14 protein-coding genes are annotated in these 18,230 nt (G+C 67.4%); 5 read left to right on the plus strand and 9 right to left on the minus strand.

The window, feature by feature from the left end; translation table 11 throughout:
* Positions 1 to 144: 144 nt before the first annotated feature.
* The gene (locus tag ACWC24_RS25100; protein ID WP_450665111.1) at positions 145 to 336 is read right to left on the minus strand and encodes a helix-turn-helix domain-containing protein; all 192 of its coding nucleotides are present in this window, start codon (positions 334 to 336) and stop codon (positions 145 to 147) included.
* Positions 337 to 1,256: 920 nt separating this feature from the next.
* Between ACWC24_RS25100 and ACWC24_RS25105 the strand changes: the two genes are divergently transcribed.
* The 3 genes from ACWC24_RS25105 (at position 1,257) to ACWC24_RS25115 (ending at position 3,790) form a co-directional block, all read left to right on the plus strand.
* Positions 1,257 to 2,081, plus strand: coding sequence for a mycofactocin-coupled SDR family oxidoreductase (locus tag ACWC24_RS25105; protein ID WP_450665112.1), 825 nt, complete (start codon positions 1,257 to 1,259; stop codon positions 2,079 to 2,081).
* Between the two features lie 22 nt (positions 2,082 to 2,103).
* Complete coding sequence (locus ACWC24_RS25110; protein ID WP_450665113.1) at positions 2,104 to 2,937, plus strand: mycofactocin-coupled SDR family oxidoreductase; 834 nt, start codon at positions 2,104 to 2,106, stop codon at positions 2,935 to 2,937.
* 94 nt (positions 2,938 to 3,031) lie between these two features.
* Entirely contained in the window at positions 3,032 to 3,790 is a 759-nt protein-coding gene (locus tag ACWC24_RS25115; protein ID WP_450665114.1) for an enoyl-CoA hydratase/isomerase family protein, read from the plus strand.
* Between the two features lie 299 nt (positions 3,791 to 4,089).
* Here the strand turns inward: ACWC24_RS25115 and ACWC24_RS25120 are convergent, their stop codons facing one another.
* Positions 4,090 to 6,009: an ABC1 kinase family protein gene (locus ACWC24_RS25120; protein ID WP_450665115.1), complete on the minus strand. Its 1,920-nt coding sequence runs from the start codon at positions 6,007 to 6,009 to the stop codon at positions 4,090 to 4,092.
* Positions 6,010 to 6,290: 281 nt separating this feature from the next.
* Between ACWC24_RS25120 and ACWC24_RS25125 the strand changes: the two genes are divergently transcribed.
* A complete protein-coding gene (locus ACWC24_RS25125) occupies positions 6,291 to 7,340 on the plus strand; it encodes a zinc-dependent alcohol dehydrogenase (RefSeq protein ID WP_450665116.1) in 1,050 nt (349 codons plus the stop codon).
* A 190-nt stretch (positions 7,341 to 7,530) separates the two neighbouring features.
* Here the strand turns inward: ACWC24_RS25125 and ACWC24_RS25130 are convergent, their stop codons facing one another.
* Complete coding sequence (locus tag ACWC24_RS25130; protein ID WP_450665117.1) at positions 7,531 to 9,759, minus strand: MMPL family transporter; 2,229 nt, start codon at positions 9,757 to 9,759, stop codon at positions 7,531 to 7,533.
* Positions 9,760 to 10,299: 540 nt separating this feature from the next.
* Here ACWC24_RS25130 and ACWC24_RS25135 point away from each other — a divergent pair.
* A complete protein-coding gene (locus ACWC24_RS25135) occupies positions 10,300 to 11,385 on the plus strand; it encodes a PP2C family protein-serine/threonine phosphatase (protein WP_450665118.1) in 1,086 nt (361 codons plus the stop codon).
* A 146-nt stretch (positions 11,386 to 11,531) separates the two neighbouring features.
* Here the strand turns inward: ACWC24_RS25135 and ACWC24_RS25140 are convergent, their stop codons facing one another.
* The 6 genes from ACWC24_RS25140 to ACWC24_RS25165 form a co-directional block, all read right to left on the minus strand.
* Complete coding sequence (locus ACWC24_RS25140) at positions 11,532 to 12,281, minus strand: NADPH-dependent F420 reductase (RefSeq protein ID WP_450665119.1); 750 nt, start codon at positions 12,279 to 12,281, stop codon at positions 11,532 to 11,534.
* A gap of 86 nt (positions 12,282 to 12,367) precedes the next feature.
* A complete protein-coding gene (locus tag ACWC24_RS25145; RefSeq protein ID WP_450665120.1) occupies positions 12,368 to 13,375 on the minus strand; it encodes a zinc-dependent alcohol dehydrogenase in 1,008 nt (335 codons plus the stop codon).
* Positions 13,376 to 14,170: 795 nt separating this feature from the next.
* Positions 14,171 to 14,788: a GTP-binding protein gene (locus ACWC24_RS25150; protein ID WP_450665121.1), complete on the minus strand. Its 618-nt coding sequence runs from the start codon at positions 14,786 to 14,788 to the stop codon at positions 14,171 to 14,173.
* Entirely contained in the window at positions 14,769 to 15,143 is a 375-nt protein-coding gene (locus tag ACWC24_RS25155; protein WP_450665122.1) for a DUF742 domain-containing protein, read from the minus strand. The genes ACWC24_RS25150 and ACWC24_RS25155 overlap by 20 nt, the downstream gene beginning before the upstream one ends.
* Positions 15,140 to 15,577 carry a roadblock/LC7 domain-containing protein gene (locus ACWC24_RS25160; protein ID WP_450665123.1) on the minus strand — a complete coding sequence of 146 codons (438 nt, stop codon included), beginning with the start codon at positions 15,575 to 15,577 and terminating at the stop codon, positions 15,140 to 15,142. The genes ACWC24_RS25155 and ACWC24_RS25160 overlap by 4 nt, the downstream gene beginning before the upstream one ends.
* Positions 15,574 to 17,934, minus strand: a complete 2,361-nt coding sequence (locus ACWC24_RS25165; RefSeq protein WP_450665124.1) for a sensor histidine kinase — start codon at positions 17,932 to 17,934, stop codon at positions 15,574 to 15,576. The genes ACWC24_RS25160 and ACWC24_RS25165 overlap by 4 nt, the downstream gene beginning before the upstream one ends.
* Between the last annotated feature and the right edge of the window lie 296 nt (positions 17,935 to 18,230).

Below are 18,230 nucleotides of genomic sequence, written 5' to 3' on the forward strand. Positions count from 1 at the left end.
CGTACGAAACCGGATCTTGTACAAGTGCGGACACCGCGGCCACCGCGACCGCCCATGCCCACACTCCTTGAAAAACGACCCCATCCCACGAACCAGCAAAGCGGAAAAGCCCCGTTCTTAGATCGCCTCTCGAGTACCCCGCCATCAATCAGGCGACACTCGCTGATTCCTTATCCAAGAATCGACTTCGGATCGCTTAAATCTCCATTTCACGTTGACCCCCGAACCGAACTCATAGTGAACCAGGCCAACTTTGCCCGAATTTTTATACACCCACGAGGTCGAAACATTCAGATATGCCGCAAGCTCCTTTACTCCCAGGAACTGACTAGTCACCCATCCTCCAACATTGCGCTCGCCTCGACCTCACTTGACGCACTTCCCGAAGCCCACAGGGTCAAAGTCACGCTATTTTGCGCCACTGAAGGAAATTCGAAAGAACTCCAGCGGCAGCGCGTAACTCGCACCCATTCCTTCACGGTTGGTGGGTAAGCGCTACCCATTGCGAAGCACGGCATCGACGTGAGGAGCTACCTTGAACGACCGGCGCCACCGCTGAACACTGCCGCAGCGAACTCAATGGTCCTCACGATCCCCGGTTTGGCTAACCGGCGACCGCGATCTATGTTGGTGCACTCCCGCAGACACCGTGCAGTTCGGCATGGTCCGGGTTCACATCGGTAATGTCGGATTCAGGTCCACAGTCCGCCCGACGCGCCATCAGCTTAGACACCGGACCACAGACGGTGAATCCGTACCGCTGGCGGCAGGGAACCGGCGCCCGGAGCGTCTTGAACCCGCCGAACAACAGCGCGCCTCCAACAAGACCGCGCCGACCCTGCGCCGCGGCCGATAGACGCGAACAGCGCCTTGCCACCCCCGAGATGGTCGCGGCCAGGCGCACCCACGCGGCTTCGGCGGTGTCTGCGGTGTCTGCGGTGTCTGCGACAGCATCCGCGGTCGCAGCACGGGGGGGACCTCGTCCAGGGCCGCGATCCGGTGAGTGGAGGCAAGAACTGCGGCCCGACGGGTCGGCGACATGGGGTGCTGTGCGGCCGTGGGCTCGCGAGGGATTTCACGTTCCACTGAGCGGACGCGGACCGTCCGCCGCGTCACGAACACGATCAAACTGCATCAGGTGCGCGGGAGATGAATGCGGGCTTTGGCGGCGCTCCGAGGACACGACGCGGCGAACGCCTGTACCGACCGTAGGCCTCCGGTGCGAGCTCCTTGGCTTCCAAGACAGGAGGAAGAGGATGACGCAGCCGCTTTCCGGCAAGGTCGCCTTCATAACGGGTGTGGCTCGAGGGCAGGGCAGGGCGCACGCCATGCGGTTGGCCCGTGAGGGCGTGGACATCATCGGGGTCGACATCTGCCACGACATCGAAACGATGGACTACCCGAACGCCTCCGCGGGCGATCTCGCCAAAACGGTCAGCCTGGTCCGGGCGGAAGGCGGACGAATGGTGGCCCGGCAGGCGGACGTCCGCGACTACCAGGGGCTGAAGAAGGCGTTCGACGAGGGATACGCGGAGTTCGGCCGGCTGGACTTCATCCTGGCCAACGCGGGCATCGTGCGCTTCGCGGCGGAAGAGGACGACGAGTTCGTCCGGATCTGGCAGGACATCGTCGACACCAACCTGACGGGCGTCTTCCATACCGTTCGGGCCGGGCTCCAGGCCATGATCGACGGTGGCCGTGGCGGCTCGATCGTGATCACGAGTTCCAGCGCCAGCATCAAGGGGACGGGCTCCCCCAACGCTGGGGCACAGGCCTACACCGCGGCCAAACGAGGACTGGTCGGCTACATGCAGACCCTCGCGAACGACCTGGCGCCCCACATGATCAGGGTGAACACCGTTCACCCTACCGGCGTCGTCAGCGGCATGACGCAGAACGAGGCTCTGGCCAGGAAGGCCGCGGAGGCGGGCAGCGAGATCGCCCAGATGCGGAACGCCCTGCCCATCGACATCCTGCAGCCCGAGAACATCGCCGACGCCGTCGCCTGGCTGGTGAGCGACCAGGCGTCGTACATCACTGGCGTCCAACTCCCCCTGGACGCCGGATTCTGCGTCCGCTAGTCGATCACACGAAGGAGAGACGATGTCTGAGGACCTGGCAGGAAAAGTCGCTTTCATCACGGGAGCCGCGCGGGGCCAGGGGAGGGCGCACGCGGTACGCCTGGCCCGCGCGGGATGCGACATCATCGGTGTGGACATCTGTGAGGACATCCCGACGATGACGTACTCGAACGCGTCGCAGGAGGACCTCGACGAGACCGTCCGACTCGTCGAGGAGCAGAAGCGACGCATGATCGCACGCAAGTGCGATGTGCGTGACTTCGCGGCTCTCAAGGCTGCATTCGATGAGGGGCACACCGAGTTCGGCCGACTGGACATCATCATCGCCAATGCGGGCATCATTCGTCTCGGGGGCGAGTCCGAGGACGTCCTCGCGGACTGGAACGACGTGATCGACGTCAACCTCACCGGGGTGTTCCACACCATCCTTGCCGCGCTGCCGGCGATGCGCGCCGGTGGTATCGGCGGCTCGATCGTGATCACAAGCTCGTCGGCCGGCCTCAAGGGCACCGCCTCGTTGAACCCCAGCGGGATGGCGTACACCGCCGCGAAACGGGGCCTGGTCGGCCTGATGCAGAACCTGGCCGGAGCCCTTGCCCCGGAGTGGATCCGGGTCAACACGATCCACCCGACGGGCGTGCTCAGCGGAATGACTCAGAACGAGGCCATGGAAGAACTCATGGCGCAGGCAGCCTCGGGCGACGACAACCTCATCTCGGGCATGCAGAACGCTCTCCCGATCGACATCCTGCGCCCCGAGGACATCGCCGACGCCGTGGCCTACCTCGTCTCGGAACAGGCACGGTTCATCACCGGCACCCAGTGGCCGCTCGACGCCGGCTTCACCATTCGCTGACACACCACCCCGACCTTCCGCGCACCCGCGTCAGGCTGCCGCCCGTCCGGCCCCACCTCGGCTCCACGCCAACTCACCACCCCGAGGACTCCGCATGCAGACTCCCGCCTACTTCGAAGCATTTCCCGACTTCGCCCTCGAACGCACCGAAAGCGGCGTAATAACCCTGCGGTTGCACCACGACGGCGGGCCCGCGGCGCTCAGCGCCCGGCTCCACAGAGACTTCGGCCGGATACTCAAAGAGATCTCCGAAGACCGCGCGAACCTGGTGCTGGTGCTCACCGGCACCGGGGACAGGTTCATGACCGAGATGGACCCCAACGACAACCGCGAAGTCTTCAAGCCCCTCAACTGGGACCACATCTACCGAGAAGGCCGGCAGATGCTGCGTACCCTGGTCGATCTCCCCATGCCCGTCATCGCGGCCATCAACGGTCCGGCAACCATCCACTCCGAATGGGTACTGCTCGGCGACATCACCATCGCCTCGGACACCGCATGCTTCCAAGACTTCCCCCATCTCGCCGGAGAGGTCGTACCCGGCGACGGAGTGCATGTGGTGTGGGAGGAACTGCTGGGAACCAACCGGGCGCGCTACGCGGCCCTGACCCAGCAGGTGATACAGGCCAAGGAAGCGCTCCGCCTTGGCATGGTCAACGAGGTTCTCCCCCAGGACAAGGTCCTCGCCCGGGCCCTGGAACTCGCCGAGAGCCTGGCGGCGAAACCTCCCCTGCTGCTGCGGCTCACCCCGCTCGTGCTGCGCCAGCGCCTCGCCCAGCGTCTGGAGGAGGGCACCACCCTGGGCCTGGCACTCGAAGGCCTGACACTGGCGGACAAGCCGTACCAGAACTGACCACTGGATTCTCGAACGGCAGGGCAGCACCTTCGCGCGCGGCGGCCCTGCCGCGGTCCACCATCGATCCAGGGAAGCCCAGCGCGGGCGGACGAGTCCAAGGACCCTTACCTGCCGCGACTTCGACCCCTCACTTTGCGGACACGACTCAGTCGACCCTCCTAAGAGAGCTTTTATACAGGTCAAACCCTATATGTAGCTCTTGTCGCTGTCTTACTCTGAGGAGATTCATCCCATAGGTGGCGAGTGGCGATCCCCAGGGACATACTCTGCTCACCCCGGGGCCAGACCGCAGGAACTCACTCTTGTTCGCGAAGGATCTGGGTCAGCACGCGCAGCATCATCAGTACCGAGAAGGCCAACCCGATTCCGCCCAGGACAGAGACCAGGCCGATGCCCCCACTGGACTGGGGCACCGTGAGGAGCAAGGACGAGGCAACCCCCATGCCCGTCCCGATCACCGCCATGAGAGAGCGGTTGACCAGGCATCGCACGGCACGGAAATCCTCCGGCTCGGACAACAGACTCACCCGTGTCCGAATCTCCCCACGGACCAGAGAACGGGCCAAATCGTCGAGATCCTTGGGCAGGCGCTTCAGCACCGGGGCGGTCGTGAGCAACTCCTGCTGTACGAACTCGGTCACACTGGACGGCAGCATCTGGCGAGCCGCCACTTCGCCGCCCACTCGCCGGATGCCCGCCACGAGTTCGTAGCCCGGATCGATGAGCTCAAGGGTTCCCACCAAGGTCACCAGCGTGCGGAACAAAGTCGTCGTCGAACGCGGAAGTACGATGCCGAAGTCTCGGAAGACCATCACGAACTCGGAGAAGATCGCGGAGTTGAGGCGCCCGTCCGGTAGCGTGGCGCGAGCCAGAAGGCCAGCCAGTTCCCTTTCGAGTGCGTCACCGTCAACCCGTGCAGTCTGTGTTCCGATGTGCAGTGCCGCCTGCCGGAGCAGGGACGGATCCTCGGCTTGCAGACCACGCAACAGATCAATCAGCCCACCGCGTTCGAAGCGGTTGAGGCGGCCGACCGCGCCGAAGTCGATGAGGGCCAGCCTGCCGTCCGGCCTGAAGAACACGTTCCCCGGATGCGGATCGGCATGGAAGCGCTCACCTTCGGCCATCTGCCGGACCAGAAGACCGAGCAGGGCGTCGGCAAGGCTGCTGCGCTGGCCGCCTTCCAAGCCGTCCAGGATCCCGGGCGTGGAGATGCTGCGGCCCGGAACACGCTCCTCGACCAGGATCCGGGCCGTGGTGTACTCCTCCATGATCTCCGGCACGGTGATCGGGTCGTGCTCCCTCAACGCCGCTCGCGCGGCGAGCACGTTCGCGGCCTCGAAGCGAAAGTCCAGTTCCGCCTCCGTGGCCTCGGCGAAGCCCGCGGTCAGCTCTGCCAGTCCGAGGGACTTGGCCCATGTCGTCCGCCGGTCGAGTCGTTCCACAAGGCGGCGCAGGATGTCCAGGTCGCGCTCGACGGACGCGCGAATGCCGGGTCGTCGCACTTTGACGATCACTTCGCGGCCGTCGTGAAGCGTGGCGAAGTGGGTCTGGGCGATGGACGCGGCAGCAGCTGGCTCGGCGTCGAACCGCGCGAAGACCCGGGAAGGATCACCGAGCTCGTCCTCGATGGCCCTGCGCACCGCGTCCGGGTCGGACGGCGCCGCCTGCTCGTTCAGCCGGGACATCTGCGCGGCCACTCGTGGAGTGACCAACTGCGGCTGCGCCGCCATCGCCTGCCCCAGCTTCACAAAGAGGCCTCCGGCGTCCTCGAAGGTCGTCGCGAGGGCGCGACCCAGCCGCGACCCCAACGTGCCGGGGTCGTCGGGTCCACCGCGCAGGAGCCCGCTGCGCAGCGCGTACCAGAGCACCTCGACGTGCCGGGCGGTCCTCGCGCCGAATCGCCGCGACGCCGCTAGCGGATGCAGCAGCAAAGCCGTCGGCGGGCGACGCCCCACGGGAAGCAGCATCTGCATCAGCGTGTAGGCGAGCATCGAGAGGCACGCAACCATCGCCAGCCCCACGGGCACCCAGCTCCACGGCAGAGTGCCGACATCTCCTGCGACCACCTGAAGGATGCCGATCGTGGCACCCTGTCCGATGACGACGGCAAACACTGTCGTCACCCAGCGTCCTCGGTCGAAGCCCATGAATCGCCGCAAGATCCAGGCTGCCGCCAACACAATGCCCAGTGACACGAGGATCGTCTCGGCCAGCACCGGCGGCTCCTCAAGTCCGATCTCCGGCGCCGTCGGCGCCCATGACACAAGTCGATCACCACACGCGGACGAGAGCAGGCGCCGAACGCCGAACGGGTGAAGTGCGCCAAGCGCGCCGGGACGTGATGGGCCTCGACCGCACCCACCGCCGACTGGAGACCACGCTGCCTCGCTCCGGGCGTCCCGTCCGGGGATGGTTGATACCAGCGCTTCCGGTATTCGCTCCGGCACGACCGCTTGGGACGGCCGAGTCGCCCCGCACCAGAGAAGGCAGAGTCGTCGTGAACACGATGAAATCAGTCAGGACAGGCGAAGTCGGCAAGATCGAAGTAGTGGAGACGGACCTTCCGGTACCCGGCCCCAAGGACGCTCTGGTCCGTGTCCGGGCCTGCGGGATCTGCGGCACCGATGCCGCGTTTCTCCAGATGGGTGGTATGCCCGAGCGTGCTCATATGGGCGGCGACGTGAAGTCCATCCCGCTCGGTCACGAGCCCGCCGGGGAGATCGCCGAGGTCGGCAGCGAAGTCGTCGGCCTCAAGGCGGGAGACCGGGTGGTCATCAACCCGCAGGACGCCACCAACGGGCTCATCGGCTGCGGTTCCCGCTACGGCGCCATGAGCGAGTACCTGCTCATGGAGAACGTGGAAGTCGGGCGAAGCGTGGCCGTCTTCCCGGAGACAGTGTCTTTCGCCGTCGCCGCGCTCAACGAGCCCATGGCCGTCGCATTGCACGCGGTCAACCGTTCGGGCGCGGGGCCTGGGGACAAGGTGGTGGTGTTCGGAGCCGGCCCGATCGGGCTGGGGATGGCGATCTGGCTCAAGCTCCGTGGCGTGGAGCACCTCGTGGTGGTCGACGTCGTGCCCGCTCGCCTGGAGAAGGCTCTGGCGGTCGGCGCCGACGCGGTGATCAACTCCGTGGAGGAAGACGTGGCCACTCGCCTCACCGCCCTGCACGGCGAGGGCAGCAACGCCCTCCATCAGGTCAGACCCGGAACCGACGTGTACTTCGACGCGGCCGGTGTCGCGGCGGTGGTCAACACCGTAGTCGCCAACGCGAAGTGGAAGGCGAAGCTGGTCATGGTGGCCGTCCACAAGAAGGGATCCGAGATCGATCTCGGCGGAATGCTCCGCAGCGAGCTGACCTTGATCGCCTCACAGGGATATCCGACGGAGATCTTCGAGGTCACCCCCGAACTCAGCCGCCACCAGAAAGAGTTCTCAAAACTGATCAGCCACCGTGTGCCCTTCGGCGAGGTGGAGCGCGCCTTCGAGCTCGTGCTGACACCGGGCGCTGCGGAGAAGGTCGTCGTCACCTTTGGCGACGAGAACTGACACATCTCACGCGTAGGAGATGGCAGGACCGGGCCCAGCGGGAGTCAGGGGAAGGACTCGACCGCTGGGCCCGGTGGCGTCGCGCGGTGTCCCCACAGCGCACGACGCGGTCGGAACCGCCACCGCTCAAGGCGGCTCCGACGGGCGGGACCTCACCGTGACGGTGAGCCCGCCGTCTGAATCCGCTCCGTCAGTGGAGCGATGTCGCCTGGAGCGGCCGCTGCACCTCGTCAGGGGCGACGGGAGCGGGCACCTTTCGACTGAGCTTCTCGCCCTCCACATCGATGTCGGGCAGAAGGCGGTCCAGCCAGCGCGGCAGGCTCCAGGCCTTGTCCTTCAGAAGGGAGAGGACGGCCGGGACCAGAGCCATCCGGACGATGAACGCGTCGAAGAAGACGGCGATGGCGAGGCCGAAGCCGATCATCTTGACCATGGATTCGCCGGCCCCGATGAAGCCGGAGAACACCGCCATCATGATCGCCGCGGCGGCCAAAACGACCCGGGCGCTGTGCCGGAAGCCTGACACCACCGCCTGGTGGGGGCTCTCGCCGTGAACATGAGCCTCGCGGATCCGGGAAACCAGGAACACCTCGTAGTCCATGGCCAGACCGAACACGATGCCCACCAGGAAGATCGGCATCATGCTCATGATGGGGCCGGTCTGCTGGACCCCGAGGAGGTCGGCGGCGTGCCCCTGCTGGAACACCAGGACGACGGCGCCGAGAGCGGCCAGGACAGAGAGCAGGAAGCCGACGGCGGCTTTGATCGGCACGAGCAGGGAACGGAAGACCACCAGGAGCAGGACGAACGCCAGTCCGACCACGACGACGAGGTACGGGACGAGAGCGGCCTGGACCTTCGCGGCGACATCGATGTTCACGGCGGTCGTGCCCGTCACCTCGAACGTCGCCCCGTCGGCTTCTGCCTCGATCGCCGAGCGTTCCCCGCGGATGTTGGTCACCAGGTCCTTGGTGCGCTCGTCGGTGGGGCTGGTCGAGGGGGTGGCCGAGAAGACTGCGGTGTCACCGGCGTCGTTGAAGCGTGCGGACGAGACGGACACGACGCCCTGGGTGTCGGCGACGGCCTTCTCGATCGTCGCGACCGCGGACTTCGGGGCGCTCGCTCCCTTGGCGTCGACCACGATGGTCAGCGGACCGTTGAAGCCGGGACCAAATCCGGCCGCGAGGTCGTCGTAGGCACGGCGCTCGGTGGTGGAGGTGGGCTTCGCCTCGTCGCCGGGCATGCCCAGTTGCAGGTCGAGGGCCGGCACCGCGATCGCGCCCAGGCCGATGATGCCGAGAAGGAGAACGGGCAGCGGACGGCGCACCACGATTCGGGCCCAGCGGCTGCCGCCGTTGTCCTGTCGTCCCTGCTTCAGCCGGCTGCGTCGTGAGCCCTTGCGCACTCCGCGCGACAGGACGGCATTGGGCCAGAAGCCCAGGAGAGCGGGGACCGCGGTCAGGGAGATGGCCACCGCGATCACCACGCCGCCCGCCGCCGCCAGGCCCATTTTGGTGAGCGTCGGGATGCCGACGACGGAGAGCCCGGCGAGGGCGATGACCACGGTCAGGCCGGCAAAGACCACGGCCGAGCCAGCCGTGCCGACGGCCATCCCGGCCGCCTCGCGCGGTGCCCGGCCACGGCCGCGCTCTTCCCGGTAGCGGGAGACGACGAACAGTGCGTAGTCGATGCCGCAGGCGAGCCCCAGCATCGTGGCCAGTGTGCCGGTCGTGCTGGTGAGTCCGAAGGTGCTCGCCAGGGCAGTGATCGCGGTCATGCTGATCGCGACCCCGAGCAGGGCGGTCAGCAGCGGGAGCCCGGCGGCTGCCATCGAGCCGAAGGTGATCAACAGGACCACGGCTGCGATCGCGATGCCGATGCCTTCGGCGGGTCCGCCCGCCTCGGTGGGTGTCGCCAGGGCGTCACCGCCCACCTCGACGGTCAGACCCGCGTCGCGGGCCTGTTCGAGGGCCGTCTCCAGGTGGCTCTTGCTCGCGTCGGTGAGGTCGTCGGCCTTGGTCTTGAAGCTCACCGTCGCGTACGCGGTCGAGGCGTCGTTGCTCACCGCCTTCGCCTCGAAGGGATCGACCACACCCGCGACCTGGGAGCCGTCCGCCGTCTCGTCGACCAGCTTCTCGATCGCCGCCTTGTTCTGGGTGGCGGTGACCTTCTCGCCGCTCGGCGCGACGAAGACAATACGAGCAGTGGCCCCATCGGCCGCGGAGCCGGGGAATCGCTGCTCTATCAGGTCGAACGCCTTCTGCGACTCGATGCCGGGCATCGAGAAGCCGTCGTCCGTCGCGGCGGGGGCCTTGGCCGCCGCGAATCCGGCGACGGCCAGGACGGCCACCCAGAGCAGGGCGACGAACCACCGCCACCGGAAGGCCGTACGGCCCAGGTGATAAAGAACGGTTGCCATGGCGGAAGAAGCCTCCACAGGTAGCGGTCGGAGCGGGAACTGAGGTCGAGAGCCGTGCTCTGTGGCACCGCGCCAAGGATCCAGCGACTGATGCGTTCGTGGTTCCAACGATGTCGCGACTTCGCTTCCGCACCGAGAGAGCGTCCTCCCGTATTCGGGGTGGAGCGGGCTACACCATGGCAGGACAGCCCACACCCGAATCGGGCGTGACGTCCCGCGTGACCTGGACAATCGAGGGGGGATCTGTCCTACGGTGACTGCACCGGGCCGCCGCTCGAGCCTGCGCGTCGGCTGCGGGTGCTGTACGACGACAACGCCTTGAGTCCGCCGCGAATCACGGCCGCTCGTCCCCTTGCGTCGTCCTCGCTCCTGCTCCTCACCCGAGGTGCCGCGCCGTGCGGGAAGGCGCCATGTGGTCGGCAGCCGTCGACCGCATCCTGAAGGGGGCAAGCCGATTGCGGCCCCGCCCCTGCGATCGAGCCTCGGCACGACACACACGCTTGCCCTGCCCTTGCGGCCGGCCGACCGATGGGAGACATGATGGCCCAAGCCCTTGCGTCGGTGTCCGCGCGGACGTCCACCGCCTGGACCGTGGTGCTCACCGTGGCAGTCATGGCCATCGGTCCGCTTATGGTGCACGGCCCCGAGCTGTCAGGCTTCCTCGTCTTCCTGCCCGCGGCAGCGGCCGGAGTCTGCACGCTGCGCCAGACCATCTGGGTCGCGCTCTGGACCCTGTTCGTCACCGGCTGCGTGTTGCTGGTGGAACCCGCGGCCTCGGCGAAGGCGACTGCCGCGCTGCTCATCGCGGCGGTCGGCTGCGGGCTCTTCGCCGTCTATCTGTGCCGTTGGAGGCTCACCCACGTCGACGCGGCACTGCGGCTCCAGAGCGCCGCCCATGCGATGCAGAGGCACCTGCTGCGGTCCCTCCCGCGGCGTGCCCGGTCCGTCACCATGGCCGGGGTACATGCTCCTCTTGGCACCGACACCCTGATCGGCGGCGATGCGTACGATCTGGCCGAGACCGCTCACGGCACACGGGTGCTCATCGCCGACGTACAAGGAAAGGGCCTCGGGGCCCTCGGCACATCGGTCGCTGTGGTGGCTGCCTTCCGGGAGGCCGCCCACATCGAACCCGACGTGCTCGGTGTCACCGAGGCCATGGAGCGGGCGGTCGAACTCCAGAACCGATACGCGGTGGAGACGGGCGAGTCCGAGCGCTTCGTGACCGCGGTCGTCCTCGACATCGCGGACGACGGCCGAGTCTCAGCCGTCAACTGCGGACATCCGCTGCCCTACTTGATGGCCGACGGCCAGGCGCGACCGCTGCCGATCGGAGACGCGGACGTCCCTCTGGGTTTGGGCTCACTCACCGGCAGTCGCGCCGCTGCTTCGTTCGAATTTCCCCACGGCTCCACCATCCTGCTCTACAGCGACGGCCTCAACGAGGGCCGCTCCCGTGATGGGACCTTCTTTCCCTTGGACGAGCGAGTCGCGGCACTGGCCCAGACCTCTGCACCGGATGTCGGTCATCAGCTCTGGCAACAGCTTCTGCACTTCACCCACCATCGCCTCCAGGACGACACCACCATCCTCACCCTGGTCCGCACGCCGCCTCGGCCTGCCTGAGGAAGGTGAGGGGCACCGGCAACGTGTGCTCCTCCACGAAATCGATCGTCGCGCTGCCCTCGTTGACTGCACGCATGGGGGTCATGCCTTCGCTCGGGCGGTGTCGTCCGGCCTCGTAGTACAGAGGGCGGACTTGGGCAAGGAGTTCAGCCGAGACTTTCTCGCGCCTCGGCCGGCTGCTTGCGGGCGGTGCCGAGCACGAGGTGGCGCACCTGCTCAGCGCTCTGCGGCCGGCCCTCGCACCGCATGAACCAGCTCATGACCTCGGCGTCACTCGTGAGCCCGTCCGGCATGTCCGGCAGGTACGGCCGGACATAGACGTCGGTCTGCGGCTCGCTGCGCCAGCTCTCCGAGAGGGTGCCGAGGTCGACGGCGTCGTAGCCAAGATGGTCGAGGAGTGCGGTGGCCTCCGCCTTCGCGTCCTCGTCGTCCCCCGCCACGGGCAGGGAGCTTCTGTCCGGGGCGCCGGAAGGGCGGCCCAGGAGCTCCAGGCGGCGGAAGTCGATGTTGTTGAAACCCTTGATCACCCGTGAGCCGGGCAGATGGCGCTGGACGAGCTCGCTGGAGGTGACCGACCGGTCGTCCAGCTCCTGAAGGTGACCGTCGCGCTCGGGGTAGTAGTTCATGGTGTCGATGACGGTCTTCCCTTCGAGGTCGTCCGGGGGCAGGCTGCGGTGGTCGCCCAGTGGAATGGTCACGACGACGATGTCGGCGGCACGGGCGGTGGTGGACACCGCAGCGGCCCGCGCCCCGTCCCCCCATTCGGACACCAGGTCCTTGAGCGAGTCGGGGCCACGGGAGTTGCTCACGACGATCTCGAAGCCGGCGGCGAGCGACAGCCGCGCCACGACGCTTCCGATGCGGCCGGCACCGATCAGGCCGATGACTGGTGACACGTGGGTGGTCCTTTCCGGCCGGTGTACGGCTACCCGCTCGCAGGTCGGGGACAGGACGGGTTCGTTCGGTGCGGAACGGGGCTCGGTCAGTACGCGATCGCGACGTGCAGGGCGCGTCCGCGGTCGCCCGCCGTCTCAATGGCCTCGACTATCCGGTCGAGTTCGAAGGTGTGGGTGATGATCGACGCGAGGTCGAACTTCCCGGAAGCCATGATGGCCATGACGTCCACGACGTCCTCGGGACGGTAGCCTCCGGGGCCGATGATCTCCTGCTCGCCGTAGGCCAGGCGCACGAAGTCCACCGGCACCGGCTTCGGGTGCACCGCCACGGCGGCGATGCGGGAACCGGACTTGGCCATGGACTGGATCGTGGACAGCAGTTCGTCGGCGCCGGCCGCCTCGACGTAGATGTCGACGTCGGGGAAGGTGCCCAGCAGTGTCGTGGTTTCCCCGAAGAGCTCCGCCGCTAGGCTGCCCAGGTCCTCGTGGTCGGGGTTGCAGGTCTCGAAACCGAGGCCCGCGGCCTTCTCCAGCCGGAAGTCGGAGAGGTCCACCACCATGACCTGTTCGACGCCGAAACTTCTCAGAGCGACGGCGGCACCTATACCGATGGTTCCGGCTCCGAAGACGATCGCCTTCTCGCCCGGCTGAGGCCGACAACGCCGCACCGCCCGATGGGCCACGGTGAACGGCTCGATGAGACCGGCGACCGGCGTCGGGATGCGGTCGTACACCGGGAACACCTGCTCACCCACGCGGCAGTCAGGCACCAGGATGTATTCGGAGAATCCGCCCAGACAACCCGCCTTCCTGGGATCGCCCTTGGCCAGCAAGGGATACGGATAGACCCGGTCGCCGACGGTCAGGCCGGTCACCTCCGATCCCAGCTCGGCAACCTCGGATACCACCTCGTGCCCGAACTCGTCGCCGAGAAAGATCTGGTGAGCACCGGGGCCATGCCGGTAGACCGACACGTCGGAACCGCAGATCCCCGCGTGCAGGTTACGCAGCAGCACGTCCCGGGGCCCGCACACTGGCGTGTCGCGTTCGGTGACGGTGATGTCGTAAGGGCCGTTGAAAATGGCGGACTTCATGAGCCAGTCCTCTTTCGGTCGGTGGGTCGATCGTGCCGGCTGCCCTCCCGGAGCGGGTGGGCAGGCGGCACCCGAGCTGAGCGCTGCACGGGAAGCTACCGCGCACCCGGGACGGGAAATACGCGCCTTCCCGCTGTGCGGACAGGTACTTCAAAAACATCACGGACACACGTCACCGCAGGTCCAAGTCGGGCTGCGGCCTCGCTTGCGCATCACCATACGGGCTTTCATCTTCTTATTCAGCTCACTCATTCAACTATCTGGAGACGGAGTGCGACTCGGTCTCGCTGTCCCCACCAAGCACAGGGTCCGCGCACCCCACCAACCGTGGCAGGACCACGTCGCGGGCGGAGAGATCCAAAGGCGGCCGCCCTCGCCGGCCGACTGGGATTCGCCAGGCTGACGGTCGGTCAACGCTCCCTAATGGCGACGGACCATGTACCGGTGTCCGGGGCGCACTTCGTGAGGACGACGACGGTCCTCTCGTTCGGCGCCGCGTGCACCAGCCACATCCACCTCGCCTCCCAGGTCAGCGTTGTCGCGCTGCGTCACCCCGTCGTCCAGGCCAAGCAGTGGACAGTGCTCAGTGAGCCCAAACCGGTGCAGCCGGAAGACGTTCCGCCATGGTTCGCCAGACACCTGTGCCCGCGAGCTTCCGCCGGGTGGCCGTCCGGGACACCGCATCTCACACCGCCGGAGCGCACCCCGGAGGGAACCGACCGGATCGCCTCGCACCCGACGTACACCGGCCGACCCGCCGAGGTCGTCTTCCGGAGAGCACGCACGTTCGCGGCCCTAGACCGGCTCGCGTTCACCGGACACCTCGACCGCCAAACCACGCATGACATGTTCGAGCAGGGCGAGCAGAACCGACTTCACCGATTCCTTGTCCCTCGCGTCGCACAGGACGAGCGGGACGTCAGGTGCCAAGTCGAGAGCAGCTCGGATCTCCTCCGGGCCCTCCTCGCACCGGCCGTTGAAGCAGTTCACGCCCACCGCGAAGGGGATCCCCCGGTGCTCGAAGAAGTCGACGGAGGGAAAGCAGTCCTCCAGCCGACGGGTGTCGGCCAGGACGACCGCGCCGAGCGCACCGCGTGACAGATCGTCCCACATGAACCAGAACCGGTCCTGACCTGGCGCTCCGAAGAGGTACACGACGAGAGCCCGGCTCAGGGTGATCCGGCCGAAGTCCATCGCGACCGTCGTCGTGGTTTTTCCCTCGACGCCGGCCAGGTCGTCGACGCCGATGCTGGCCTCGGTGATCAGCTCCTCGGTCCTCAGCGGCGTCGTCTCGCTGATCGTGCCGACCAGGGTGGTCTTGCCCACGCCGAAGCCGCCGGCGATGAGGATCTTAGCGGTCGCGGCGTCGGGCGCGACCGCGGTGGGATCGGAGTCAGAGTCTACGTATGCCATCGATCACTGCCTGAAGAAAGCGGGCGTCGGGCGCACCCGCCGCGGAGGGAGAAGAGAGGGAGACGAGGTCGTTGTCCAGGAGATCACCCAGCAGCACCCGGACCACCGCGACGGGCAGATTGAGACAGGCCGCAACCTCCACCAGCGCCGTCGGCCTGCGGCACAGCGCCAGGAGCCTGTGCTGCTCGGGCTGGAGCCGCAGGGCTCGCATCGGCGGCCGAAGCGTGCTGATCAAGGCGATCAGATCGATGTCGGGCCGGGTGGAACTGGTACGGCCCCGGGTCACGGTGTACGGACGGATCAGACGGCCCGCGTCCCCGTCCTCCCATGGTTCTTCCTCCGACCAATGTCTCATCCATGATCACCGGCCACTGGTCCCACCGCATGGCCTGGGAAGCGCGGCGCGGCACTGAGGAACTGACCCACCTGCCTCACCAGCATGGTCATCTCGTATCCGACGTTCGCCACGTCCACCTCGGAGGTGGCGAGCACCGCCAGCCGGGCGCCACCGCCGGCGGTGGTGACGAAGAGGAAGAGGTCGTCCATTTCGATGACGCTCTGCTGGACGCGTCCGCCACCGAAGTGGCGACTGGTCCCCTGGGCGAGGGAGTGGACTCCGGACGCGATGGCGGCCAGTTGTTCGGCGTCCGCCCGCAGCAGGGCCGCGGACGCCCCGACGAGCAGGCCGTCCTCCGACAGCACGATCGCGTGGCGGATTTCCGGGATCCGTTCGATCAGGTTGTCCAGGAGCCAGGCAAGGCCGTCGCGCGCGGTGTTGGGTGTCGTCATAGCGTGGTGTTCCTTGTCGTGCGAGTACGGCTGGGGAGCGGACGGCGTGGCTGACCCTGCTCAGGCCAGGTGGGCTGGGGTACTTCCTGCTCGGCCCTTGCCCGCCGCGTGCCGTCACGCAGCGCGGCGAGCATGGAGCGGGCCTGTTCCGGGCGGCGCTCTTCGGCCGCGGAATCCGGTTCCTGGTCGGCTTCGTACCGCTCTCGCAACTGCGGGGCGAGATGGGTCTGACGGACGCGGCGCGGGAGGCGGCTCACGCCTGCGGGACGGGGGCCGCGCGACTCGGGGCGCGGTGCTGCCGGACGACCGGCCGCTTCGGGCGCCACCGGACGGATCCCGACTTCCCGCCCGGAGTCGGCGGGGGGCGGGAATCCGGAGTACGGGGCGGTGAACCCGGCGGACGAAAGATTCCGGGGTTGCGGCGGCGTACCGTCTGCCGACGCTGCGACGGCTGCGGTGGGTCCGGAGCCCTCCGCGCCGTCAAGGGGCGCCGAGGCGACCGATGCGAGATGGCGGGCTTCCCGGGAGTCCTGCAGTGGGGGTAGATCGACCTCAGCCGGCTCGGTCAGAGTGTGCGGAAGGACGACGACCGCCATGGATCCGCCGTAGGACGACGCCTGGAGACTGGCCGTAATGCCGTGCCGATGCGCAAGGTGGCCCACGGTGAACAGACCCAGGCGTGGATCCTCGCCCATCGTGGTGATGCTGAACTCCTGCGGATTGTGGAGCAGTTCGTTGGCGGACTCGTACTCCTCCTCAGACAGTCCCAGCCCCCGGTCCTCCACCTCCACCGCGTGTCCCTGTGCCACGGGCAGGACCCGGACGCGCACCTCGGTGTGCGGCGGGGAGAAGGTCACACCGTTCTCGATCAGCTCAGCCAGTAGGTGGATGGTGTCGCCCACGGCCGACCCGACCACCGCGATCGACGGTGTCGGTTCGACCACCACGCGGGTGTACCCCTCGACCTCGGACACCGCGCTGCGCAGCAGGTCCGAGAGAGCGACGGCCTGCCTCCAGCGGCGTCGTGGCGCCGACCCCGACAGCACGGCGAGGCTTTCCGCGTTGCGCCGCATCCGGGTCGCGAGGTGGTCGACTCGGTAGAGGTCGGCCAGGAGCTGGGGATCCTGCTCCTTGTGCTCCATCGCGTCGATGATGGTGATCTGCCGGTGTACGAGGATCTGAATGCGGCGCGACATGTTCAGGAAGACCGAACGTGCCCCCTCCCGCAAGGCGGCCTGTTCCAGTGCAACATTCACCGCGGTGCGCTGGGCACTGTTGAACGCCTCCGCCACCCTGCCCAGCTCGTCGTCGCCGAAGTCGAGTTCAGGCAGGTCGTCGGCCGAGGCACTCCTGTCGTCGGTACGCAGTCTCGCCACCAGTTCGGGCAACCGCTTCTGCGCGAGGTCGAGCGTGGCGCCACGAAGGCCGGACATCCGGCCGAGCAGCGAGCTGGTGATACGCCAGGACATCAGGGCGACCAGAAGCACGGCAACCGTGGCCAACGCGATGCCGGCCGTGACACGGACAGACAGTTCGTGGTTGCGGTCGGTGCTGTTGTCGGTGACCAGGGCGAGATACTCGTTCTCGACGTCCTGCACCGCGTCGAAGACCTTGCCAGGCGCGGCGGCCCGGGCGGCGGCGACCGCGGGGAGGCGGATGGTGTCGGTTCCGCCCGCGTCGGCCGCCGACAGGGCCTCCTCGAATGCCTGCATCTGCGACCACTCCTGACCGCGCATCACCTCCTCGAGCGCGGTCTTCATCGCGGTCGGCAGATAGGGCAGGACCTGGTCGGTCAGTCCGGTCTGCCGCACGGCCGCGGCGGCCGCCAGGGTGGCCCCCTCCTCACTGCTCAGTCTGCGGGTGGCCGCAGCACCATCGAGCACTACCCGCTCCTCCGCCAGCGCCTCCACGGCACGCAGGAAGGACAGCGCGTGGGCGGCCTCGGCCGCGGTGGCGCCGCTGCCGTCGTCGGTACTCAACGTGCCGAACAGATTCAGCACCGACACGATGACGGCGGAGTACACACCGGAAGCGTGCTGTCGGTCCGTCTCTTCATGGTCCACAGCGGTTCGCTCGGCCGCCAGCGCGTCCAGTTCCTCACGCACCTCGGCCAGTTGCGCCCGGTACTGCGCCGACCCGTCGGAGGCGGACGCGGAGTCGGCCCCGCGAAACGCGGCGAGGACGGTGTCGGTCCGGGCCCGCTGGGCCTTGAGCGCGACGGTGCTTCCATGACCGGAGAGCACCATGACAGTGAGCTCTCGCTCCTTTTGGAACTCCGGTACGCCGGGGACCAGAGCGTATGTCGTCTTGGCCGCGTCCCCGACGTGGTCGGCCCGCCGCAACTGATCGAACAGCACGGCTGACCCACTCAGCCACAGAAGGACCATCGCGGCGGCTGGTACTACTGCGAGCGCGATGAGGGAAGCGCGGATGCTTCGCCCCCCTGTCCTGCCTGATCCGGTGCGCACCGGCTTCCCCCTGTGCCTGCTCACTGCACCCGCCGGCCTTCGCCGTCACGCGATCCGAGGGACGTTTCGGCAGGGAACTGAGACACGTGGAACTTTCCTTTCGAGGGCTGGATCACGCGTGGGGCACGGAGCCCTTGGGCGCGGCAGCGCGCCCCGGCACAGGACGTAACGGGGTACGCAAAGGC

The organism is Streptomyces sp. NPDC001443, assembly GCF_053597355.1.